General features: G+C 58.0%; 18 protein-coding genes. 7 read left to right on the top strand and 11 right to left on the bottom strand.

All coding sequences use genetic code 11. The annotated features are described in order from the left end of the window. Window positions 1-1,746, bottom strand: a complete 1,746-nt coding sequence (locus ASD54_RS22845; RefSeq protein WP_062556845.1) for a thiamine pyrophosphate-binding protein — start codon at window positions 1,744-1,746, stop codon at window positions 1-3. A 58-nt stretch (window positions 1,747-1,804) separates the two neighbouring features. Further along, window positions 1,805-2,731: an ABC transporter substrate-binding protein gene (locus ASD54_RS22840; RefSeq protein ID WP_062556844.1), complete on the bottom strand. Its 927-nt coding sequence runs from the start codon at window positions 2,729-2,731 to the stop codon at window positions 1,805-1,807. 131 nt (window positions 2,732-2,862) lie between these two features. On the opposite strand from ASD54_RS22840, the gene ASD54_RS22835 reads away from it, so the two are divergent. Together ASD54_RS22835 and ASD54_RS22830 are read left to right on the top strand one after the other, a co-directional pair. Beyond that, window positions 2,863-3,789, top strand: coding sequence for a LysR family transcriptional regulator (locus tag ASD54_RS22835; RefSeq protein WP_062556843.1), 927 nt, complete (start codon window positions 2,863-2,865; stop codon window positions 3,787-3,789). Between the two features lie 286 nt (window positions 3,790-4,075). After that, window positions 4,076-6,295: a methyl-accepting chemotaxis protein gene (locus ASD54_RS22830; RefSeq protein ID WP_062556842.1), complete on the top strand. Its 2,220-nt coding sequence runs from the start codon at window positions 4,076-4,078 to the stop codon at window positions 6,293-6,295. Between the two features lie 209 nt (window positions 6,296-6,504). Here ASD54_RS22830 and ASD54_RS22825 read toward each other — a convergent pair whose 3' ends face one another. The 9 genes from ASD54_RS22825 to ASD54_RS22785 form a co-directional block, all read right to left on the bottom strand. Continuing rightward, window positions 6,505-7,272 carry a cyclase family protein gene (locus ASD54_RS22825; protein WP_062556841.1) on the bottom strand — a complete coding sequence of 256 codons (768 nt, stop codon included), beginning with the start codon at window positions 7,270-7,272 and terminating at the stop codon, window positions 6,505-6,507. A 3-nt stretch (window positions 7,273-7,275) separates the two neighbouring features. Continuing rightward, window positions 7,276-8,193, bottom strand: coding sequence for an NAD-dependent epimerase/dehydratase family protein (locus tag ASD54_RS22820; protein ID WP_062556840.1), 918 nt, complete (start codon window positions 8,191-8,193; stop codon window positions 7,276-7,278). Then, window positions 8,193-9,170, bottom strand: a complete 978-nt coding sequence (locus ASD54_RS22815; RefSeq protein ID WP_062556839.1) for a fumarylacetoacetate hydrolase family protein — start codon at window positions 9,168-9,170, stop codon at window positions 8,193-8,195. The genes ASD54_RS22820 and ASD54_RS22815 overlap by 1 nt, the downstream gene beginning before the upstream one ends. A 63-nt stretch (window positions 9,171-9,233) precedes the next feature. Next, window positions 9,234-9,815: a cupin domain-containing protein gene (locus ASD54_RS22810; protein WP_062556838.1), complete on the bottom strand. Its 582-nt coding sequence runs from the start codon at window positions 9,813-9,815 to the stop codon at window positions 9,234-9,236. After that, window positions 9,812-10,957 (bottom strand): MFS transporter, encoded by a 1,146-nt coding sequence (locus tag ASD54_RS22805; protein ID WP_062556837.1) that lies wholly within the window; start codon window positions 10,955-10,957, stop codon window positions 9,812-9,814. The genes ASD54_RS22810 and ASD54_RS22805 overlap by 4 nt, the downstream gene beginning before the upstream one ends. An 83-nt stretch (window positions 10,958-11,040) precedes the next feature. Then, complete coding sequence (locus tag ASD54_RS22800) at window positions 11,041-12,171, bottom strand: FAD-dependent oxidoreductase (RefSeq protein WP_062556836.1); 1,131 nt, start codon at window positions 12,169-12,171, stop codon at window positions 11,041-11,043. Continuing rightward, window positions 12,168-12,563: a Rieske 2Fe-2S domain-containing protein gene (locus tag ASD54_RS22795; protein ID WP_062556835.1), complete on the bottom strand. Its 396-nt coding sequence runs from the start codon at window positions 12,561-12,563 to the stop codon at window positions 12,168-12,170. Before ASD54_RS22795 ends, ASD54_RS22800 begins: the two co-directional genes overlap by 4 nt. A gap of 30 nt (window positions 12,564-12,593) precedes the next feature. Then, the gene (locus tag ASD54_RS22790; protein ID WP_062556834.1) at window positions 12,594-13,541 is read right to left on the bottom strand and encodes a VOC family protein; all 948 of its coding nucleotides are present in this window, start codon (window positions 13,539-13,541) and stop codon (window positions 12,594-12,596) included. Window positions 13,542-13,596: 55 nt separating this feature from the next. Next, a complete protein-coding gene (locus ASD54_RS22785; RefSeq protein ID WP_062556833.1) occupies window positions 13,597-14,760 on the bottom strand; it encodes a prolyl oligopeptidase family serine peptidase in 1,164 nt (387 codons plus the stop codon). A gap of 184 nt (window positions 14,761-14,944) precedes the next feature. Between ASD54_RS22785 and ASD54_RS22780 the strand changes: the two genes are divergently transcribed. The 5 genes from ASD54_RS22780 to ASD54_RS22760 all read left to right on the top strand — a co-directional run bounded on the left by ASD54_RS22780 (window position 14,945) and on the right by ASD54_RS22760 (window position 20,439). Then, on the top strand, window positions 14,945-15,871 hold the full coding sequence (locus tag ASD54_RS22780; RefSeq protein ID WP_162249603.1) for a LysR substrate-binding domain-containing protein: 927 nt from the start codon (window positions 14,945-14,947) through the stop codon (window positions 15,869-15,871). A gap of 351 nt (window positions 15,872-16,222) precedes the next feature. Further along, entirely contained in the window at window positions 16,223-17,122 is a 900-nt protein-coding gene (locus ASD54_RS22775; protein ID WP_062556831.1) for a transporter, read from the top strand. Between the two features lie 243 nt (window positions 17,123-17,365). Beyond that, the gene (locus ASD54_RS22770) at window positions 17,366-18,022 is read left to right on the top strand and encodes a TetR/AcrR family transcriptional regulator (RefSeq protein ID WP_062556830.1); all 657 of its coding nucleotides are present in this window, start codon (window positions 17,366-17,368) and stop codon (window positions 18,020-18,022) included. Between the two features lie 384 nt (window positions 18,023-18,406). Continuing rightward, window positions 18,407-19,261, top strand: a complete 855-nt coding sequence (locus ASD54_RS22765) for a 3-keto-5-aminohexanoate cleavage protein (RefSeq protein WP_062556829.1) — start codon at window positions 18,407-18,409, stop codon at window positions 19,259-19,261. Window positions 19,262-19,296: 35 nt separating this feature from the next. Next, on the top strand, window positions 19,297-20,439 hold the full coding sequence (locus tag ASD54_RS22760) for an alpha/beta hydrolase (RefSeq protein WP_062556933.1): 1,143 nt from the start codon (window positions 19,297-19,299) through the stop codon (window positions 20,437-20,439).

The following is a 20,439-nucleotide window of genomic DNA, read 5'->3' as shown; positions in this document are numbered from 1 at the left end:
TCAGGCTCCTTTCACCAGCGCAGCATGGGGTCCGGCGGCTGTGCCTTTCTGAAAGCCATAGGCATTCATCTTTGCAAAATACGGCATGCTGGGATGGGCTTCGAAGCGGACACGGCAATCCAGAACCGCTGGAAGACCGGAGGCGATCGCACGCTGCAGCGCCGGTTCTATTTCTTCCACCGAGCTGACAACCTCGCCATGGCAGCCAAAACCACGAGCGATCTCGGCATAATCCGTTCCATCCAGGTCGGTCCCGAAGGAAAAGTCGAAGCTCCTTCGCTGACCCATCTTGATGACACCCCAGGACGCATTGTTATGGATGATGTTGATGATCGGCAAGCCGGCACGACGGGCGGTATCGAGCTCCGAGAGCGTGAAACCGAAGGCACCGTCGCCGCAGATGTTGAAGACGGGTCGATCGGGATGCAGCAATTTGAGCGCAACCGCATAAGGCGTCCCAAATCCCAGCTGGCACATGCCCGGTTCGTGGAACCGCGTTCTTTCAGCAAGCGCTGGCGTCAGATCATTGCTCCAGAAGGATGTATGTCCACCATCATAGACGATCAGCGCATCATCTGGCAGCAGGCTGCCAAGGGCGAAACCAAGCCGCGCTGGATGCATAACCGCGCCATCATCCGTCTTCAAATGTTCAAGCTTCTGCCTGTAGCCGCCATATACGGAGCGCATCCGGTGAAGCCAGTCCGAGCAATCTGCAAGGTTGCGCGCGCGCAAGGCCGCCGTTAGGTCATCGAGTGCGCTTGCGGCATCGGCCCAAATGCCGACTGCGTGTGGCGTATTTGCGCCGAGGCTCATCGGGTCGATGTTAATGTTGATGAGATGCGCGTCGCCCTTGGTCAGGGCGCCCCCTTCGTTCCATAGCCAGGATGAGAAACGGCACCCGACAGCAAGAACAACATCCGCTTCCCGGAATGCGGCCGGTATGGCATCGCCGCCGATGATTCCGCCATGGCCGATGAAGTAGGGCGAGGTCGATGGAACGGTGCCGATACCCATCTGCGTCGCAAGAGCAGGGGCCTTCATAAGCTTCATAAGGTCACGGAATTGCTCGCCCGCCCCGGCTGATACGACACCGCCGCCAGCAATGAGCAGCGGTCGCCTTGCATTTGCCAGAAGCTCCGCTGCCTGACTGATCTGGGTCGCCGATGGGCGAGGTCCCTCAATAGCTCGGTACTGCTGTGGTGGGACTGCGAGCGCATCTTCGTCAAAATCGAAACGGCCGCTGAGAATTTCCTGCGGTATATCCAGGTGAACGGGTCCCCTTCGACCTGTCAACGCATGGCGAAACGCGTCTCGCACCAGATCCGGCAGCCGGCGCCCATCATGCACCACCGCGCTCCATTTGGTCAGCGGCTTCAAAAGCGCGTGCGTATCCAGGTCCATGAACATGCCACGGTTCGGATAGGACGCGGCCAGATGATTGTTGGACGTGATCAGTAGAAGGGGAAGATTATTGTTGAATGCCGTGCCAAGCCCGCCGACCAGATTGGCCGAACCCGGTCCCATCTCGCCAAGTGCGACACAGATTCTCCCGCTGGCCGCCGCAATGGCCGCCCCCATCAGAGGCCCCGAGGCTTCGTGACGCACGCCGAGATATCGGATGGATGGCTCGCGCGAGATGGCATGCAGCAGGGGGTTCAGCTTTCCTCCCGCAATACCGAAGACGAACGGAACGGATTCCGGAACAAGCAAACGGGTCAGCGCTTCCGCGCCGGTCATCTGGGTCATGATGTCACCTGTGAATGGGTAGAAAAGCGGGCGCTTGGATCAGCGCCCGCGCCAAGCCTCATGGGGCAATCAAACCGGCAGTGTCGATCTTGCTCTTCAGCATGCCGCCTTCGCGCATTGCCTTGTCGAGGTAGTCGATGGCTGCGACGGTCGGCACCGGCTTGCATTCCGGAAGTTCGATCTTGCTTAGAACTTCGAGCGGCAGGCGGGTATACTTGGAGACGATCTCCCGCGTCTTAACCTGATTCTTGCCAATGAAGTCAGCAGCCTGTCCGAAGGATGTGCGGAAGGCAGCGATTGTGGCCGCGTTTGCCTTTGCCCACTCCCGGGTCGTTACGAAGGTCGTGTAGGGAATATCTGCCGGAAGATCCGACATGAAGTGGAAGGCAATCTTGCCATTTGACTGGGCGACGGCGCGTCCGAGGGAAGGTTGTCCCGCAATGATGGCGTCGATGGTTCCACCCTTCAGGACGTCAGCAGTATTCGGAATAGGGACTTCTATGAAGGTAATGCCTTTGTCCGAAACCTTCTTCTGCTTCAGCCACTGGCGAAACAGAATATCGAGCGTTCCACCGATGCTCGGAGTGCCGATCTTCTTGCCAAGCAGATCTTCCGGTTTGTCGATGGCAACACCTTCGCGAACGGCGAGGCCGACGTTCTTGGCCGTGCGAGGCGAGGTCACGCCGCAATTGGCGACGACCACAAGGTCAATTCCGCTTTCTACCGCCTGCAGCATCACAGTCGGCGAGACGGCAACGATCTGATGCGAGCCCGCCACGAGTGCAGCGACGAGCGTCTGGTTTGATCCCGTCGGCAGGAACTCGACTTGAAGGCCGTTCTTCTCGAAGAGACCTTCATCCTTAGCCACGAAGGCGGCCTCGACTTCGGCAATCGGCGGTGTGCCAATTGCAATCTTCGTCTGGGCAAAAGCCGGAACCGCTGCGACGGCCAGTGCACCCGCGATCATGAATGCGCGCTTGAACATTTTTTCCTCCTCCTGTGCGGGCTCCTCAACCCTTGTCGCAACTATTCCAGCCGCATTGACTTTCATCAATAGACAGAACGGCAGTTCAGATATAACTTGAAATGCATATCAGGCGACATCAAGGGATATGGATGAACCTTCGCAAATGGGAGTATTTCCTGAAGGCTGCAGAACTGGGAAATCTTTCCCGCGTTGCAGAGAAGCTGAATATCTCACAGCCAGCACTCAGCCGACAGATTGCGGCACTTGAGCAGGAGGTGGGCGCCTCCCTGTTTCACCGAACTGGCCGTGGTTTGACGCTTACTCCGGCGGGTGAAGTCTTTCGCAGCCGCGCCGAGGGGATCCTGGAAGAGATTGCTCGGGTTCCTGAAGAGGTTGTGCATGCGGCCAACACGCCATCCGGGCGGCTGGCTTTTGGCGCGCCTCCCTTCATGGGCCGCATGCTGACTGGCAAGCTGGTGGCGGATTTTCTTGAGACCTATCCCCATGTGCGTCTTCGGGTACGCGGCGCGCATTCGCTTCAACTGCGTGAAGCCATCTTCTTTCGAGATATCGATGTCGGCATCCTTGCCGCTCCTTTGACTGAACCCGATCTCCTGATCGAACCGCTGCTGGAAGAACAACTTTACCTCGTTGGACCAGTCGGCTGTGGCTTGCGTTCAGATCGGCCGATTAGCCTTGATGGCGTCGCCGATCGCAAGCTTATCCTGACACCGCGTCCGGATGGACTGCGCACCTTGATCGAGGCGGAGTTCGCCCGTATCGGCCGCAGGGTCAAGGTTGCAGTCGAGACCGAATATGCCCCCATGGATGATCTTATCCGACGCAACGTGGGGTATGCGATCATGCCCTTCTGCGGCATGGTGGATTCTCCGCTGACACAGTTCGAATGGGCGCCGATTGATGGTCTCAAGGTAACATGGGTCATCGCTTTGCTGGGCGCATCCGAGAGGACGCTTGCGGCGCGCTGTCTTGTGGACATGATCAAAACCTTGACATTTGCCAATCTACAGTCCGGGCGTTGGAAGGGTGACTATCTGGGTCATCAACCCGCTTGAAACCCGGCGAGCGCTTCGATCTCGTCAGCTGATTTTCCAAGCATCTGTTATTCCAGAGAAATTTTCTCTCTCAGTCCAAGGGGCGCCTGAGGCGATGCGCCAGTCGGTGCTCAAAACACGTCGTCGCGGTAGCCGAGGACCTGTTTGCGACCATATATCATATATAAAGATTATTATTTTTTACTATGAAAGAGATTAAACGATTCCTCAATAAATCGGGATCAACTTCACGTTGGATCCTAAAGTCGTTCGACTGGAGGCTTATTCTTTTGGGGAGGAAGTATATTTGCTTTCGCTTGAAAACCTATCGTTTCGAAAATCGATCTCAACCCTGGTCCTGGTGCCACTGGCGGCGGTTGTCGGCCTGGGCGCGGTCGTCTGTTTCAACACCTATCAACAGTACGATAGTCTGAGCCGCGCGGAATTCATGGCGAAGCTTGCGCATGCGGGCGGCGAAATGATGATGACGATGCCGATGGAAGGCGCAGTGCCGCCAGCGGATCGTCCAAAGATCCGGGCCAAGGCTGACGGTTTGTACAAGGAGATCACTGGGCAACTCGATACGTTGAAGACGCTGGGCTATGACGATCCTCTGACGCAGTCCCTTCGGTCCAAGTTTGAAGCAACATACGCGAAGATCGGCGAATTTCGCCAACAGGTGGACGCTGGCAATACGGATCCGCTGATGCCGCTGCGATACGTGCAGCCCATCGCGACTGCTGCGCTTGACTTGTCTTCTCGCGCCAGCGCGCTGACCGATGATGTGGCGCTTGCCCGTGATATTCGCGGCTACCAGGCCTGGATGAAGGTGAACGAAGGCTATCTGGTGCTCAACCGCATGGGCCAGGTCTTTGGCCAGAAAGGTAGTCTCGGGAAACCCGAGCAAGCCCGCTTCGATGCCGCTATTGCACAGGTTCGACTGAATGAGCAGCCCTTCCGCGAACTGGTTTCTCCGGCCCTGGTGAGCCGTTATGATGCCTTTTTCAGTACGCCGGAAGGGAAAGCCATCGTCGACATGATCAAGGCGATGGAGAGCTTGCAGGACTTCGCCGGAAAGCCCGAAGATCTCGCTGCCTTCGTCAAGGCCATGGCTGTCCGACGGGATTATGTCGCCGATCTGCTGCGTGAAAACGGTCAGATTCTCTTGAGTGGAGCCAAGGACCGGTTGGATACAGCGCGCACGTCGATGATTGCGATCATGGTCGGTCTTTCTGTGTTCGTCCTGCTGGTCATTGCCTTGAGTACGGGCATCTCGCGCGCCCTGTCGACGAGCATTCGGCGGATCACGCGTTCGACCACCGGCTTGGCGGAGGGGGACACGACCAGTTCTATCCCGTATACGCACCGCAAGGATGAGATCGGCGAAATGGCGCGTTCGGTTGACATCTTCCGGCAGGCAGCCATCCGGAATCTGCAACTCGAAGCGGATGCAGTGGCCAACCGCCAGCGCGCTGAAGCTGAACGGGCCGAAATGCAGGCGCGCGCCGAAGCCGAAGCGGAGGCCCATCTCAACGAGGCTACCGCTGCCTTTGCCCAGGCAATCCGCCGTCTGGCGTCCGGTGATATGCTCTGCGAAATCCAGTCACCATTGTCGCCGCAATTCGAAACCTTGCGCAGCGATTTCAATCTCTCGGTTGAGCAGTTGCGGACGGCACTCCTGAGTGTCAACGGTTCCGCGTCCATGGTCACGAACGGATCGCGAGAAATCTCGGACGCTTCCGACAATCTCGCCAAGCGGACAGAGCAGCAGGCAGCATCACTGGAGGAAACCGCAGCAGCCCTCGAAGAGATCACGGCCAACGTCATCTCTACATCCAAGCGCGCTGCCGAAGCCCGCAATGTCGTCCGGGATGCGCGTGCGCAAGCCGATCAGTCCGGTACAGTTGTGCGCAATGCCGTATCTGCAATGGAGCGGATCGAGCAGGCCTCGCATCAGATCAACCAGATCATCTCGGTCATCGACGAGATCGCCTTCCAGACCAATCTCCTTGCGCTGAACGCCGGGGTAGAGGCCGCACGTGCTGGCGAAGCGGGCAAGGGGTTTGCCGTTGTCGCGCAGGAAGTTCGGGAACTGGCGCAGCGTTCGGCCAATGCGGCGAAGGAGATCAAGACCCTGATCAGCAATTCGACCGCCGCCGTATCGGAAGGCGTCAAGCTTGTCTCCGATACCGGGGAGGGCCTTGGCGCCATCGAACAGCTGGTTCAGGTGATCAACAGTCACATGGAAGCGATCGCAACCGCCGCGCAAGAGCAGTCTTCCGGTCTGGCGGAAGTCAATACAGCGGTCAATCACATGGATCAGGCCACCCAGCAGAATGCCGCGATGGTGGAGGAGATGAATGCGGCCGGCGCAGGCCTCGCTCAGGAAAGCTTCAAACTCAGTGATCTTCTCTCTCGCTTCCAGCTTGGCCATTCCGTCCAGCAGTTGCAACAGGTTGCCGGGCAGCTGCGGTACGGATCCGAAGGGGCGGGTGGAACTCGCTATCGGACCGGAACCGGTCGCTAAGACCCTCTGAGATATGAAGTTCTTGCATCGTTTTATGCCGGAGCCACTTGTGGTCTCCGGCATAGATTTCGTCCAATGCGGCCCCGGATCATGTCCTGCCAGATGAAGCTCGAAAGCACTTCAGTAGTCGATGGAAACTTTCAAAGCTCCCTTCACTCGATGTGTTGAAACTCGAAAAATGGAAACCTGTTTGCGCTTTCGATCGCGGTCTACGACAGGATTGCGACAGCACGGCACCAACCAGCAGATCCGCCCTTGATCTTGACGGGGAGACAGGAGACCGTAAAGCCGGATGGCGGCAATTCCTCCAGCCGTGTCAGCTTTTCCATGTGCATGAAAATGCCTTCCCGCGCCGCTTTGTGGCCTTCCCATATCAGTCCGGCATCCCCGGTTTCAGCGAAGCGCTTCGCGGTTACGGGGAAGGGCGCATCCCACGACCATGCATCCGTTCCCGCAATGTGAATGCCCTTGTCCATCAGCCAGTGCGTCGCAGCCCGTCCGATGCCGCATCCACGACCCAGAAAATCCGGACGTCCATAGGCTGCGCCCGCCGCTGTGTTGATCAGAACGATATCGAAGGGCTGCAGGTCATGGCCGCTTGCCTTGACGGCAGCCTCGATATCCTGTGCGGTCGCCACATAGCCATCGGGCAGATCACGCAGATCAAGCTTGACGCCAGGGCGAATACACCAGTCGAGTGGTACTTCATCGATGGTCCAGGCTTTCTCGCCGTTGTTCATGGTCGATGCGAAATGCCAGGGTGCGTCGAGATGCGTCCCTGCATGAGCGGTCAGATTGAGTTGCTCGACCGCCCAACCCTCGCCACCGGGTACATCGGCAATATTGAGGCCTGGAAAGAAGCGAAGAACTTCGGCGCTGCCTTGTGCGTGACCGGTATAGTCGATCCGGGGGCCGAGGCCCGGCGGATCCGCCGGAACATCATTTTCAATGGCTACAGACAGGTCAAGTATCTTCATTGATCAAACTCCTGAAAATGCGGCCTGCGCCAGCGTGTCTACGTTGGCATCGGCGTGAAAGCCGCGTGAGAATGCCTGGCTCGCATCAAGATGAGGCATACTGCCGAAAATCCGCTGGAGAGCATCATTCCTGCCGTAGGAAACGAGTGGCCGGCGGCCAGCGACGCGCATTGCGGCCTCGACAACCTCTGCGACAGTCGCCCTGAGGGCAGGCGGCTGGATGATGCATCCCTCGGTGGCCGCCAGTCCTGCGGCGTGCAGAAGAGTACCCACTGCCGCGTCTCTCGACATCCACCAGCAGGTGCTCTCTGCTGGCACCGGGCATTCGAAAGGCTCGTTGGCCCGGATCCTGTGGAAAAGCTGGCTCATGAAGGCAGAGCCATGCCCGCTCTCCGACTGCGGTCGGGCTACAATCCCGGGAAAACGGATGCTTATGGTGGACAGTGCGCCGCGTCTCGTCATGTCCGACAGCAGGATCTCTGTCATCAGCTTGTGTGCGCCGTAGGTCAGCTGCGGATGACATGGGGTATCGGGATTGACGGTGCGGGACGCAAGATCTCCATAGACCGCGATGGAAGACGCAAACACAAATCGGGTGCCAGCGTTCCCCGCCGCCAGCCTGTCTGCCAAAGACAGGGGCGCCATCAGATTGACGCGATGGCCGAGTGCCTGATCCTGCTCGGCCCGGCTTCCGGGAATGCTTGCGAGATGAAAAACCAGATCGAAGCCGGATTGAGTGAGTTCATCCAGAAACGATGGATCTCCGAGATCTCCAGGCTTGAAATCCATGAAATCCGGACAAGTTTCGGATCGCCCGAGGTCAGTCAGCGTGATCTTGTCTGCACGATTGTTTCTCGCCGCCAGCGCGTTGACCAGTCCGCGCCCCAGAAAGCCGTCGGCGCCTGTCACGAGAATACGCATCAGCCTTTTGCCACGGTCTGGTCAATTATGCCGAAGGGTGCCGAGCCATCCGGCAGGCGAGCTTCCATGCGTATCCGGTCACCCCAGGTCAGGAAGGGCGTTCGTGACGCACCTTCATCAAAGAGCTCTATCACCCTGATTTCCGAAATACAGGAGGAACCCGCTTCGCGATCCGCGTTCGAAACCGTGCCGGAACCCAGAATGGTACCGGCAGACAGCCGCCGTGTGCGTGCGCAGTGCGCAATCAGTTGGCCGAATGAAAAGTGCATCTCGCTTCCGATTGCTCGTCCGACGTTCCGCTCGTTTATTTCGACATCCAGTCTGAGGTGAATTCGTCCATCGGACCAATAGTCCCCCAGTTCGTCCGGCGTGATCGCCACTGGCGCGAAGGCTGTGGATGGTTTTGCCTGAAGGAAGCCAAAGCCGGCACGCATTTCCCGCGGACCAAGCGCTCTGAGCGACCAGTCGTTGATCTGTACAAGGAGCCGCACGTGTTGAAGCGCCGCATCTGCCTGTGTTCCCATGGGTACATCCGACAGAATGACGCCGAACTCCCCTTCCATGTCGATGCCCAGCCCGTCATCCGGGAAATGCATGGGTCCGAGCGGACCGCGCAGATCGTCGCTGGCGCCCTGGTAGATCAGGGGAATTGTTTCAAAATCGGGATTGTGAGGATTGTCGAAGGCCTTGTCCATCAACCGCCCATGGTTCAGGAAGGCTGACGCATCGAGCCATTGCGGCGCACGCGGCAAGGGTGCAAGGCAACGCCCGGCGTCGAATGGCGTTGCGAACGGTTCCTGTCCCGCGTTCAGGCGATCGGACAAAGCCTGTAGCGCTGGGTGCACTGCATCCCACGTTTCAATCGCATCAATCATGGTACCGGCGATGGCCGTCGCCGGAACGGCCCGATTGAGATCACGCGAAACGACCCAAAGTTGACCGTCGCGTGTTCCGTCATGGTATGTCGCAAGCTTCATGTCGAACGAGATCCTGCTGTAGCGGCTGAAGGTTTGAAGGATTTCAAGTCGGGCATACCGGCTTCATTGATCTGCCAGTTTTGCGGCGAGGTCCGGGTCGTAGGAACCAGCGACAAGGACGAAGAGCATACGGCAAGGCTTGCCTGAACGGTTGGCCCAGGCATGATTGGTGCCTCGCTGGACGATGACCGAACCGGGCTTCAGCAGCACTTCACCCTCATCGAGAACAAGGGTCATTTCACCCTCGATAACGATGCCGTAGTCGATCGATTCCGTCCGGTGCATCAGGGGATGCGGTGAATCGCCCTTGACGGTGGACGCTGCCTTGTCGCCAATCTGGTCGAAAGCGTCTTCCATCCGGGAGGCCCCGTTTCTCAGAAACTCTTCCGTATCCGGAGGAATATCGACAAAGCGAATCCGGGTTCCACCAGGCGGTGGTGGCAGTGACAGCGGTCCAAGGCTTGGATCCGGACCATTGTCGACCGGGGCAGGCGCCCCGGACGTGGCCCAGACTTCATGAAACAGCGTGCCGGGGATGGCTGCAATCTCGACTACGGTCGGCAGGGAACCCTGTTCCCAGATGACCGAGCGGCCGTCCGGTGCATGTCCGGTGACGATCCTGGTGATCGAAGGGAATGCACTCATGCCGTCTTTACCTTCAATGCTGCGCCTGCTGACCGGGCAAGCGTGAAGCAGGTGATGGAACTTGCCGCCACGAGCACCGCAGCAACACCCAGGGCACCGAAGCCAAGGTTTTCACCCAGAACACCTCCGACGATCGGACCGAGTGCGGCACCAATCATCAGCATCGCAGGCGTTGCCGCCGCCGCGCGTCCCGTCGGGTCCAACTGAGACAGAAGGCCGAAGACGAAGGTATGCGTGAAAATCTGCACGGCAACGAAAACGGCTGCGGCTGGTGCCCAGATCTGGAATGCTGTCGCCGAGGTGACGAGGATAGCCAGTACAGCCTGTACCGCGGGACCGATCTGCGTCACCAACGGTGCCGACACACGGTTCTGCAGGAATGTCGCCAGCGGTGCGGGGAACAGGAAGTTCACGAACCCAAGCGCAATCAGTACGCCAAGGACATGTGCCGCCTCAAAGCCACGAGATTTGCCGATGACTTCCACGAACGAAAACACCATGGCCTGATTGAACGTCATGATACTGATACCGAGGATCGTCAGCCATATGACGCGATTGAACGGCTTCTTCTCGTGTTCGGTAATGCTCGTGGGGTTCCGGAAGAACAGCGCCGCTACAACTGCAGCGACCGCCATGATGCCGCTGAAGACCTGAAACAGCACCGGCCCGCCGCGTAGGATGAGCAGTTGCGGCACTGCTGCGAGAAGGATGATTGCAAACAGGCCAAGTGCCATGCCGGCAATGGCAAACAAGCGGTGAGGATTAACACTCTGTCCCATGACGCCGTGCACCATGGACAGTGCGGTCCCAACGGAAACGCCTGCTGCAAGGTGCGCAATTGCCAGCGTGGAGAATGAGGTTTGGGTGGACGCATAGAGGAAGATGGCTGCCGTTACAGCGAATCCGCCCACCGTCAACACCTTCTGGTTCAGACCGTTGAAGCGCGCTGCCGTGAACATGCTGGCAGCAACGGCACCCAGCAGGAAGAGTGTCGCGAGGGTACCTGACTGCTGCGGGCTGAAACCGAAACGCTCGACAAGCGCTCCAACCCAAACCGGCAGCGCAACGAGATCAAGCATCCCTGCGCAGTGGCCAATGACGAGTGCCGTGGCTCCAGCAACGCCGAATTTTTGTCCTGACATTATGACTCCTCCAGTCAATGATGATCCGCCGGGGGGCTTGGGCGCGCGGTCTCCTCAGCCGCGGCACCGGCGTAAAATTTGTCTCAAATTGCTTCTGCGAGTGTTTTCATCGACACTTGCATGATGGATGCATGCTCTTCACGGCTGCCGCCCTTCACTTCGATGTCCGCGAGGCGGCCGGAATTTTCGACTACCATGCGACACCGTTCCCAACGGCGGGCTTCGAAGGCTTCCAGGGCAGACAATGCATTGTTGTGGCGCCCCAATTCTTGCGCCAGCACCATCGCGTCCTCGATGCCGATACAGGCACCGGCTGCGAGGTGCGGAGTGGTCGCGTGAACGGCGTCACCGATCAGCACGACCCGACCTTTCGACCATGGACGCGGCAGCAGCATCTGCTCCAGTGGCCGATAAATGATGTGATTTTCCGAAGAAAGTTCTGCTGCAATGTTACGAATGAGGGGCGATGGGAACCGCTCCAGAAGCGCGCGCAGCGTTTCCACGAAGGTCTCCGGTGCCACGAAATCGTTTGTTTCCCGGTCTTCCGTCAGGAACAGATAGACTTGGTCCCTGTTGACCCCGTTAAGGCCGACCTTGAGTTTCGGGCCCATCCACATGGTTACCGTATCGATCTCAGGCGGCTTCGGCAGAACGGCGCGCCATACGGATTGACCGATGAAGCGCGGCTTCGGGGCATTTTCAAAGAGTCTCGCGCGGACTGCCGAGTACAGACCGTCTGCTCCGATTACCAGATCGTAGCGACCCACGGACCCATCGTTGAAAGTGACCTGAACGCCATCGTCATCCTGGTTGAACTCGGTGAAGGTTACCCCGAGCCTGACATTGACCGATGATGAACGGACCGCTGCGGAAAGGATACCGGCAAGCGCAGGACGCATGATGCCGCCACTGCCTGGAATATCCGCACCGGCCACGCGAGGGGTCGGAATGCGCATGATAACGCTATCATCGGCTCCCCAAATGGCGAGGCCATCGCTGGCATAGCCTTCCTCCAGGAAGCGTTCGATCAGGCCAAGATCCTTAAGGACACGCAGGGTCGAGCCGTGAAGGCTGATGCCGGCGCCGTAGGAACGCCATCCAGCGTCAATTTCGGCCAGATCGACCTCGAAGCCGTGACGGGACAGCTGCAGCGCGGCTGTCATTCCGGCAAAACCGCCGCCGATGACCAGTATCTTCTTGATTCCGGAATTCATGTTTCTCCTCCTTCGCGTGGCGGGATGACGAAAACGTCACCGGCCTGGTCCACCGCGATTTCAATGCGTGTCAGCCTCTGTCCCAGACATGGGCCCAGAATGCATTCTCCCGTGTCCATCTCGAACAATGCGTTGTGAGAATGGCAGGTGAGATGGGTGCGCTCGCCATTCAGGTATGCGTCGATTTTCCAGGCCATGGGCGTCCCGGTGGAATAATGCGGGCAAGCGTCAAGCCAGGCATGCAGGGTTCCGTTTCGTCTCACGACGATGATCTTGCGTCTGAAGCCCGTCAAAGGACCAAAGCCCTTTGCCTCCCCCTCCTGCACCGCTGCTGAATTGCAAAGATGCAGGCCTTCGGGCGTGTCCTGTGATTGGATCGTGGCAATCGGCATGGAAATACCCGCGTTGTCCTCTCGTGCCGCTCAGAGCTTGGCACCGGGAGGAGGGCCGCCGCCCGGTGCCCATTTCTCACGATATTCGAACAGGACGATCTGCGATGCCTCCGCTCCGTTCTGGGCTTCGCGCGCAACCCAGGTATCGTCGTGCTTGTCCATGTCGGCGTCGTATTCGAAATGACAGCCCAGCGGACTGTTGAAGTACCAGAACCAGTTCGATCCGAACTTGTGACGCCCCGGACCCCAGAAGCTTTGGAAACCCTTCTTCACGAAGCGCGTACCGGCCACCATGAGCTCGGTGGGACCGCCCATGTGGAAGGCGAGATGCTCGCAACCCTTCATATAGTCCGGTGTCCGGATGAAGAAGAGTGTGTGATGGTCATCATTTGCCTTTGGTCGAAGGAAGGGGCCAGCGCCGGTGAGAATGTCCGTCACGACGAAACCCAGGCGCTCGCAGTAGAATTTCTCAGCGATTTCAATATCCGGTACAAACAACACGACGTGGCTTAGCGTGCGTGGGAGAGCCGGCATTTCTTCCCAGACGCCCAGTTCATTCGGTCCGCGCTGCGCAGGCGCACCGGGTGCGTTGATCTTCTCTGCAGGCATGTCTAGTTCGCGGCGGACCGTAACCTGAAACTTGAGCTCGAAGCCGTGATCATCCTTTACTTCGATAGATCCATTCGACAGTCGGGTTACGCGCCGATCCTTCCCAAGCTCTGCCTCGATGGCGTCAAGATCTTCGGTAGACTTTACGCCATAGACCTGCTGGCGCAGCATGTTGGACGTCGGAAGTGGTGGCGGCAATGACGGGTCAGACTTATGCCGAACAATGACGCCGGTGCCATCAAGTGTTTCAAAAAGCCCGCCCTTTTCGGTCACATCGACCGGCTTCAATCCCCATGCCGTCAGAAATTCGGTGGCAGCTGCAACGTCGTCGACTCCGAAGACCAGATAATCAGGACCCACAATATTCATTCTTCTCACTCCCCGTTGGCGGACCTGAAGTCCGCCCTGTAGATGTTGCAGATGCTCAGCCGGCGGTCGTGGAACCGCCAAGGACTTCCGCGACCCAGTCGGCGATGTAGGCCCCGGCATTGGCTGAGTTATCGAAGCTGGAATGCTGGACGCCACCGGTCCGCTCATCGAAGATCTTCAACTCGCGCTTTGGGCTGTTGACCAGCTGATCATAGGTTGCGTGCGCCCACTGAAGCGGGATCTGGCTGTCCTTTTCGCCATGGGTGACGAGGAAAGGCACCCGGATCCGGTCGAGAATCCCGTGCAGGTGCACGTTTTCGGCAATCGCCATGAAATCATCGATGTCCTTTGCGCCCCAGACCCACATCACGTGGCTCCAGTAATGCGGAACAGGAAAATTGCCTTCGCGAGCAAGGCGCTTCTTCTGGACATCTCGCCAGTCGTGGTTGGCACCCCAGACGACGCCACAGGCGAAGCGGGGCTCGAAAGCCACGGCGCGCGGGCAGTAGTAACCGCCAAGGGAAACGCCTTCCATGCCGATACGTTTGGCATCCACTTCCGGTCGGGTCTCCAACCAGTCTACCACGCGGCTTGCCCAGTGTTCGCTGTCGAAACGCGCTGTCATGTCATGCAGACGCAGGGCCTCGCCCGTGCCCGGCTGATCCACGATCAGAGAGGCAATGCCACGCTTGGCCAGCCAGGCCGGAAGACCCACAAGGAGTTTCATCTCCTTTGTACTGTCGAGGCCGTTGACCTGGACAAGCAGCGGCTGCGGCCCCTCCACACCTTCAGCAGGCACATAGAGGGCTGAAAGATGCTTGCCTTCGTAGGGAATTTCCACGCGCCGACAGGTGGACCCGGACAGCTTGAGCCCCTTCTCGAAAGCGGCAAGGAAACGCTGGTAAAGGGCGAGACGGCCCTCCGTCCCATGGGCAAGAAGTCGTTCGGCGGTCAGCATGTAGTTCGATGCGCGGATGAGCTTGTCACCGGCCGAGATCAGTCGCCCGCGTACCTCGTCCTCCTCCGCAAGGGAAACGAGCTTGTCGGCCATCTTGATCCAGGTCTCGCGAAAGGCCTGTGTGCCGGCTGCATCAGGCGCCTTTGCTGCTTCCTGCAGCGGCGCGCACATTTCTTCGATCTCTCCCATACGGGCACCCATCTCGATCGAAAGATTGACCGAAAGGTTCCACACGTAATTGGTCGGAAAGTACTTGAACATATCATCTCCTCGAAAGCGCGAAGTGCGGCGCACCCATCTGCAGGAGGGCAGTCGAGCCGCGATGCACACGGCAGCGCAGCGACCACTTATCCTCCCGGCCCGAGATGTAGCGAAAAATAAACTGTTTACAAAATTGCTTCTCTGAATGATTTGTATTTACGTTGTGAATGTCTGGGAGGGCGTCATGCGATTCAAGAATCTCGATCTAAACCTGCTTGTTGCACTCGATACGCTGATACAGGTCCGGAATGTGAGCCGGGCTGCCGAAGAGATGTTCATCACCCAATCAGCCATGAGCAATGCTCTCGGACGACTTCGGGATTACTTCGATGATCCGTTGTTGATACAGGTCGGTCGCACGATGGAACTGTCGCCATTGGCGACGTCGCTTGCGGAACCGTTGCGGGATATCATCGTCAGGATAGAGGCTGCAGTCGTCTCCACCCCATCCTTTGTCGCGGGTGAATCTACGCGCATCATGAGCCTGATCGTTTCGGATTATTCTCTCAGCACCATCATACCGGAATTCCTGAGACTGGCATCCCGATCAGCGCCGTTCATGCAGTTTCAGTTCAAGCCGCAGCAGAATTATCCTCATGTGCTGCTCGAACGGGGGGAGGCTGACCTGCTGATCGCTCCGACGCTTTTCTGTTCGACCAACCATCCGTCGGAGGTTTTGCTCGAGGATGATCTTGTGTGTCTGGTCGCAACCAATGGTCCATTTGCCACCGCTGATCTGACGGAAGAGATTTTTCAGAGCCAGGGGCAGGTGGTGATGCAGCCGCCGAACGGAGGCGAGAGCTTTGCGCAGCGCGTCTGCACGCAGGCCGGCATCAAGATCCGGGTCGAGGTATCCACCTATTCCTTTGCGTCGATTCCACTGCTTGTTGCTGGCTCCAGCCGATTTGCGATCGTGCAACGGCGTCTGGGTGAGGCGTTCGCATCAATGGGTGATGTGAGGATCGTGCCGTCGCCTGTCGCTCTCCCAAAACTGCAACAGTCCTTGCAGTGGCACAGTTACCGAACCCGCGATCCCGCTCTTGTCTGGTTGCGGGAACAACTGCATTCCGCAGTACAGGCCATGACTGCAAGAGCAAATGGAACAGGGTGAAAATTAGAGTATTAATGTATTCATCTAAAAAATACCAAGCATTACAAATGTGGATTTTACAATTTATACCAAATTAAATAGGCAAGGTAGAGGGATGAGCACGTACTGATTCTCAATTGTATGTGTATCGGGGACGTAATTTAGTGGTGCCGGAATCGTTGCTTGTGGCAACTGTGAAGGTAACATGATTTGCAAGTCATGACAGGACTTGGAGCCGTGCGCGCAATGCTATGCGCTGCGGCGTTCAATCATGCGCTTTTTCGTTTTCGTGGCCGGAATGGTCAGTGCGTCTACCACTGTCGACGCAGTTACGTGGCGTGATCATCCATTGTTTTGTTGAGGAGGAATGGAATGAGCAAAAGACATATCTTCAAATGCCTCGCCCTTGCTGCCCTGATGTCGAGTTCGGCGGTCGGCGCGGTGAAGGCGGCGGAGAATGGTAATACGCAGTATGCACCGGGTTCGCCCCAGTTTTACGCCGGTGGTATTCCTCCCTTCCCGGGGCTCTATTTCCTGTCCCAGACCAGTTACTACACATCCGACCGGACAAACGATTCCAATGGAAACGAGGTGCCGATCAAGTTCAAGGTCAATTCGCTCGCTGAGACGATGCGTTTTCTCTACATCAGCGATCTCAAGATTGCCGGTGGTGACGTCTGGGGGCAGTTGGTCGTTCCGCTGGTTCGACTCGATCTGACGCTGCCGTTCGGTCGTGACAAGACCTTCACGCTTGCGGATATGACCGCGACGGTCGGTGTTGCCTGGCATCTCGATCGTGCCAATACTTTCCTGATCGGTCTCGACGTTGCCATGCCGACAGGCCCCTACAGCTCTTCGAACCTCGCGAACGTCGGTTTGAACCACTGGTCGTTCCAACCAACGATCGGCTATCACTATCTCGATCCTCAGGGTCTTGAAATTGGAACGACGGCTCGCCTCATTTTCAATACTGAGAATGAAAGCACGGATTACCGGACGGGTACCGAATTTGTCTGGGACTATGCGATTGGCTGGAACTTCGATAAGTGGCGGGTTGGCGCTGTCGGCTACTACCTGCAGCAGTTGACGGACGACAAGGGGCCTCGTGCGGCCGCTGACGGTCACAGAGGCAAGGGCTTTGCCATCGGCCCGTCCATTACCTACACGTTCAATCCTGCAATGCAGATCAGTGCATCCTGGCAGCATGACATCGTGGCGGAGAACAGATCGCAGGGTGATACGATCTGGCTGAACTTCGCGACCAAGTTCTGATTTTCTTGACAGGCCCGGTTGACGTTGTCCGGGCCTGCATCCGTCTTGAGCTGATCTCAAGACAACCGTATGGTCCTCGCATCCTGCGCTGGGACGAACCAGCTTAGCAATTTTCAAGAAACAGCTGCTGGGGATGGCGGGCTGTGTCTCCCTCGCTTTTTTGCCCGCCCTCTTGATCATCCGGCGCACGATCGCATACTGGTCAGGCGGTAACCCCGCCAGAGACTGGAATCGAGAGTGACAATGAAGCGTCAAAGCTTGCGGGAGAAAAACAAGGAAGACAAGCTGCTGCGCATCAAGAATGCCGCTTTCGACCTCTTCCTGTCCAAAGGCTTCGACGATACCACAACGCGCGAGATTGCGGCACGTGCTGGCGTCGGCATGGGCACCGTATTCGTCTATGCCGAGACCAAGAGAGACTTGCTGTTTCTCATCGTCAACGATGGACTCGAGCGATGCATCGAAGATTCTCGCGCCCGGATCAGCGTTGACAACTCTCTGCTGACCAATCTCCTGATAATCTTGAGGCGGCACTATCACTATTTCGCCGAGAACCCGGTATTGTCGCGAGCGGCGTTGCGTGAGATGTACTTCTATCAATCCGGCAAGCAGGCGGAACGGTTCAACAGGACGAGGCAAAGTCTGCGTCATCTCCTGTTCGAACTGATAGAAGATGCCCTTAGAGCGAAAGTCATTTCATCATCCGAGCCGGCGGACATCATCGCCCAGGTCATTTTCGCCATTTACCAGGTGGACCTCCGTATCTGGCTTTCTGAGGCGGAACTGGACCTGGACAGTGGAGGGGACAGGTTGAGGCGTCAGATCGAGGTCGTCCTGAACGGTCTCTCTCCTGCACCCATTGCCTTGGTGATCAACGCGGATGCGCTCGGTCCGGTGTGATCCAGGGCTGAATCTTCTTCATCGTCATCAGGGGGCGCGTCTCCCGAAACGAGCTGACGCTCGACGCCTGCTTACACATTAGCCGATGCCAGAAAAGGCTCTGCCGGACGTCACCTGTCCGGGCGGTCCCCTAATGCGCCGCCTTCAGGCAGTAATCTGCCACAAGACCCACTAATTTGCCGCTGCCCATCGCCCCGCTAGATCCTGCGGACGAAATTTCAAACAGCACGCAAAAAATTGAGCATGATCAAATTGACATAGCGTACACTCTATGCAATTTTTGATCATGCTCAATTTGCTGATGGAGGTCAGTCTCTGAGCAACCGGATGTGAGGCCGGTTTCGTCCGTGGATTCCATTGCGCGGACATCGGGAGGACTATTCGATGACCGAGACTTTAACGACGGCCAATGGCCGGCGAGGCGTTGCGCTCGCCGTGGCGCCAAACGGTGGCCGGCACATGAAAGTAGATCATGCTGCGCTCCCCATCACGCCGATGGAGCTTGCAGACTGTGCCCAGGCCTGCCTGCTCGCGGGAGCCAGCATGATCCACCTTCATGTGCGCAACGAGGCGGGCAGGCATTGTCTTGACGTTCACCGCTACAGGGCTGCGCTGGATGCGGTGCGGACGCGGGTAGGCGACCGGCTCATCACCCAGATCACAACGGAATCCCTCGGTTTGTATCAGCCGGTCGACCAGATCGAACTCATCCGTACCCTGCGGCCGGAGGCGTGTTCGATTGCTCTGCGGGAGATCGCCCCGGATGCGGCGCATGAAATTGGATTTGCATCGCTTCTGGAATGGATGCGACGCGAGCGCGTGTTTCCGCAGATCATTTTGTACGATGCAACCGATGTGGTTCGATTGCAGGGGATGCGCCAGAGAGGACTCATTCCGGCGTCTGATATCCCGGTCCTCTTCGTGCTCGGACGTTATACGGCCGGTCAGCAATCTGCACCCGGAGATCTGCGCCAATTCATGGCAGTGGCGCGGCAGTCTCCCTTTGCGCACTGGACAGTCTGCGCCTTCGGTCGCGACGAGGCGGCCTGCGCAGTTGCGGCGGCGCTGCTGGGCGGTCACGTCCGCGTCGGCTTCGAGAACAACTTTCACCTGCCAGATGGCACGGTCGCAGCTGAAAATGCGGACTTGCTTCGCCCGGTTGCGGGAGCGTTGCAACATCTTGGACGCACTCTCGAAACGGCCGAAAGCCAGCGCGCCTCCTTGGAAGCGATCTGGTGATGGTGGCGAAAACCGAAACGAATGGAGAATTGTCGATGCCGATCACAGTGCAGGCCGGTGGAGAACTTGCCGGACCACGATCATTGGAAAACGCCAAGGAGTGGATGCGCGATCGTCTCGCCAAACGTATCCATCCCTTGGGATTGACCGATCCGCAGGCGACTCTCGACACCATTGAGTCGCTGCGTGGTCTGGACGGCGACAGCTGGGCAAGCGCCTGGATCGGTACTGCCAATCGCTTTCTCGAGAAGGCCGAAACGCAGATGGCGGAAGGAAACACGGCCGCGGCCCGTGACGCTTATTATCAGGCCTACGGTTTCTTTTTCCTGGGCCGTTTTCCTTGTCCGAACCATCCCGCCAAGGAAGAGGCCTATCGCCTGGAACTCGCGGCCTATGAGAAGTTCGGCGCGCTTGCCGAGCCGCCAATCGTGCCGGTCGTAGTGCCGTTCGAGGCGGAAAACGCGCTTTCCAACGAGATCCGCTTCTATCTTCGCAAACCTGAGGGTGTGGAAAAGCCGCCGGTCCTGATCATGTGGGGCGGCGTCGATGCCTGGAAGGAGGAGATGACGGAACTCTCCAACGCACTGGTCGCCCAAGGCATCGCGACGATCGCCATGGACAATGTCGGCACCGGTCAATCGCCGTTGAAAGCTCGGCGGAACGGCGAAATCCAGTTCTTGCCGGTCATCGAATGGGTGCGAGCGAGCGCTGACCTCGATGGCAACCGTATCGGCCTTATCGGTCGCTCTTTCGGGGGGCATTGGGCAACGAAGCTGGCCCATCTTATTCCGGAGCAGTTGCGCTGCGCCGTCAACTGGGGCGGTGGCGTCCATTACATGTTTCAGCCGGAATGGGTGGAGGCCTCCCGCTATCCAGACAGCTATCTGATGGAACTGGTGGAAACCCGCAGCCGTATGCTGGGCGCGAAGAACGACGCCGAATACGTCGAGGGTTTTCGGGCTCTGTCGCTTCTCGACCAAGAGCTGCTGTCGAAGCCTTGTGCGCCGCTTTTGCTGGTCAATGGCAAGGAAGACAAGCAGTGCCCCATTGCCGATATCCACTTGCTTCTCGAACACGGCAGCCCGAAGTCCGTCCGGCTTTTCCCCGGCGGACACATGGGCTTTGGCCCGCATACCGTCCCCACGATTGTCTCGTGGGTTCGCAACCATCTGACCTGA

Origin of the sequence: Rhizobium sp. Root149 (assembly GCF_001427345.1) — a bacterium.
Lineage (GTDB): Bacteria > Pseudomonadota > Alphaproteobacteria > Rhizobiales > Rhizobiaceae > Neorhizobium > Neorhizobium rhizoryzae.
The sequence above is the reverse complement of the archived record's forward strand: the minus strand, read 5'-3'. Positions and strand labels throughout refer to the sequence as shown.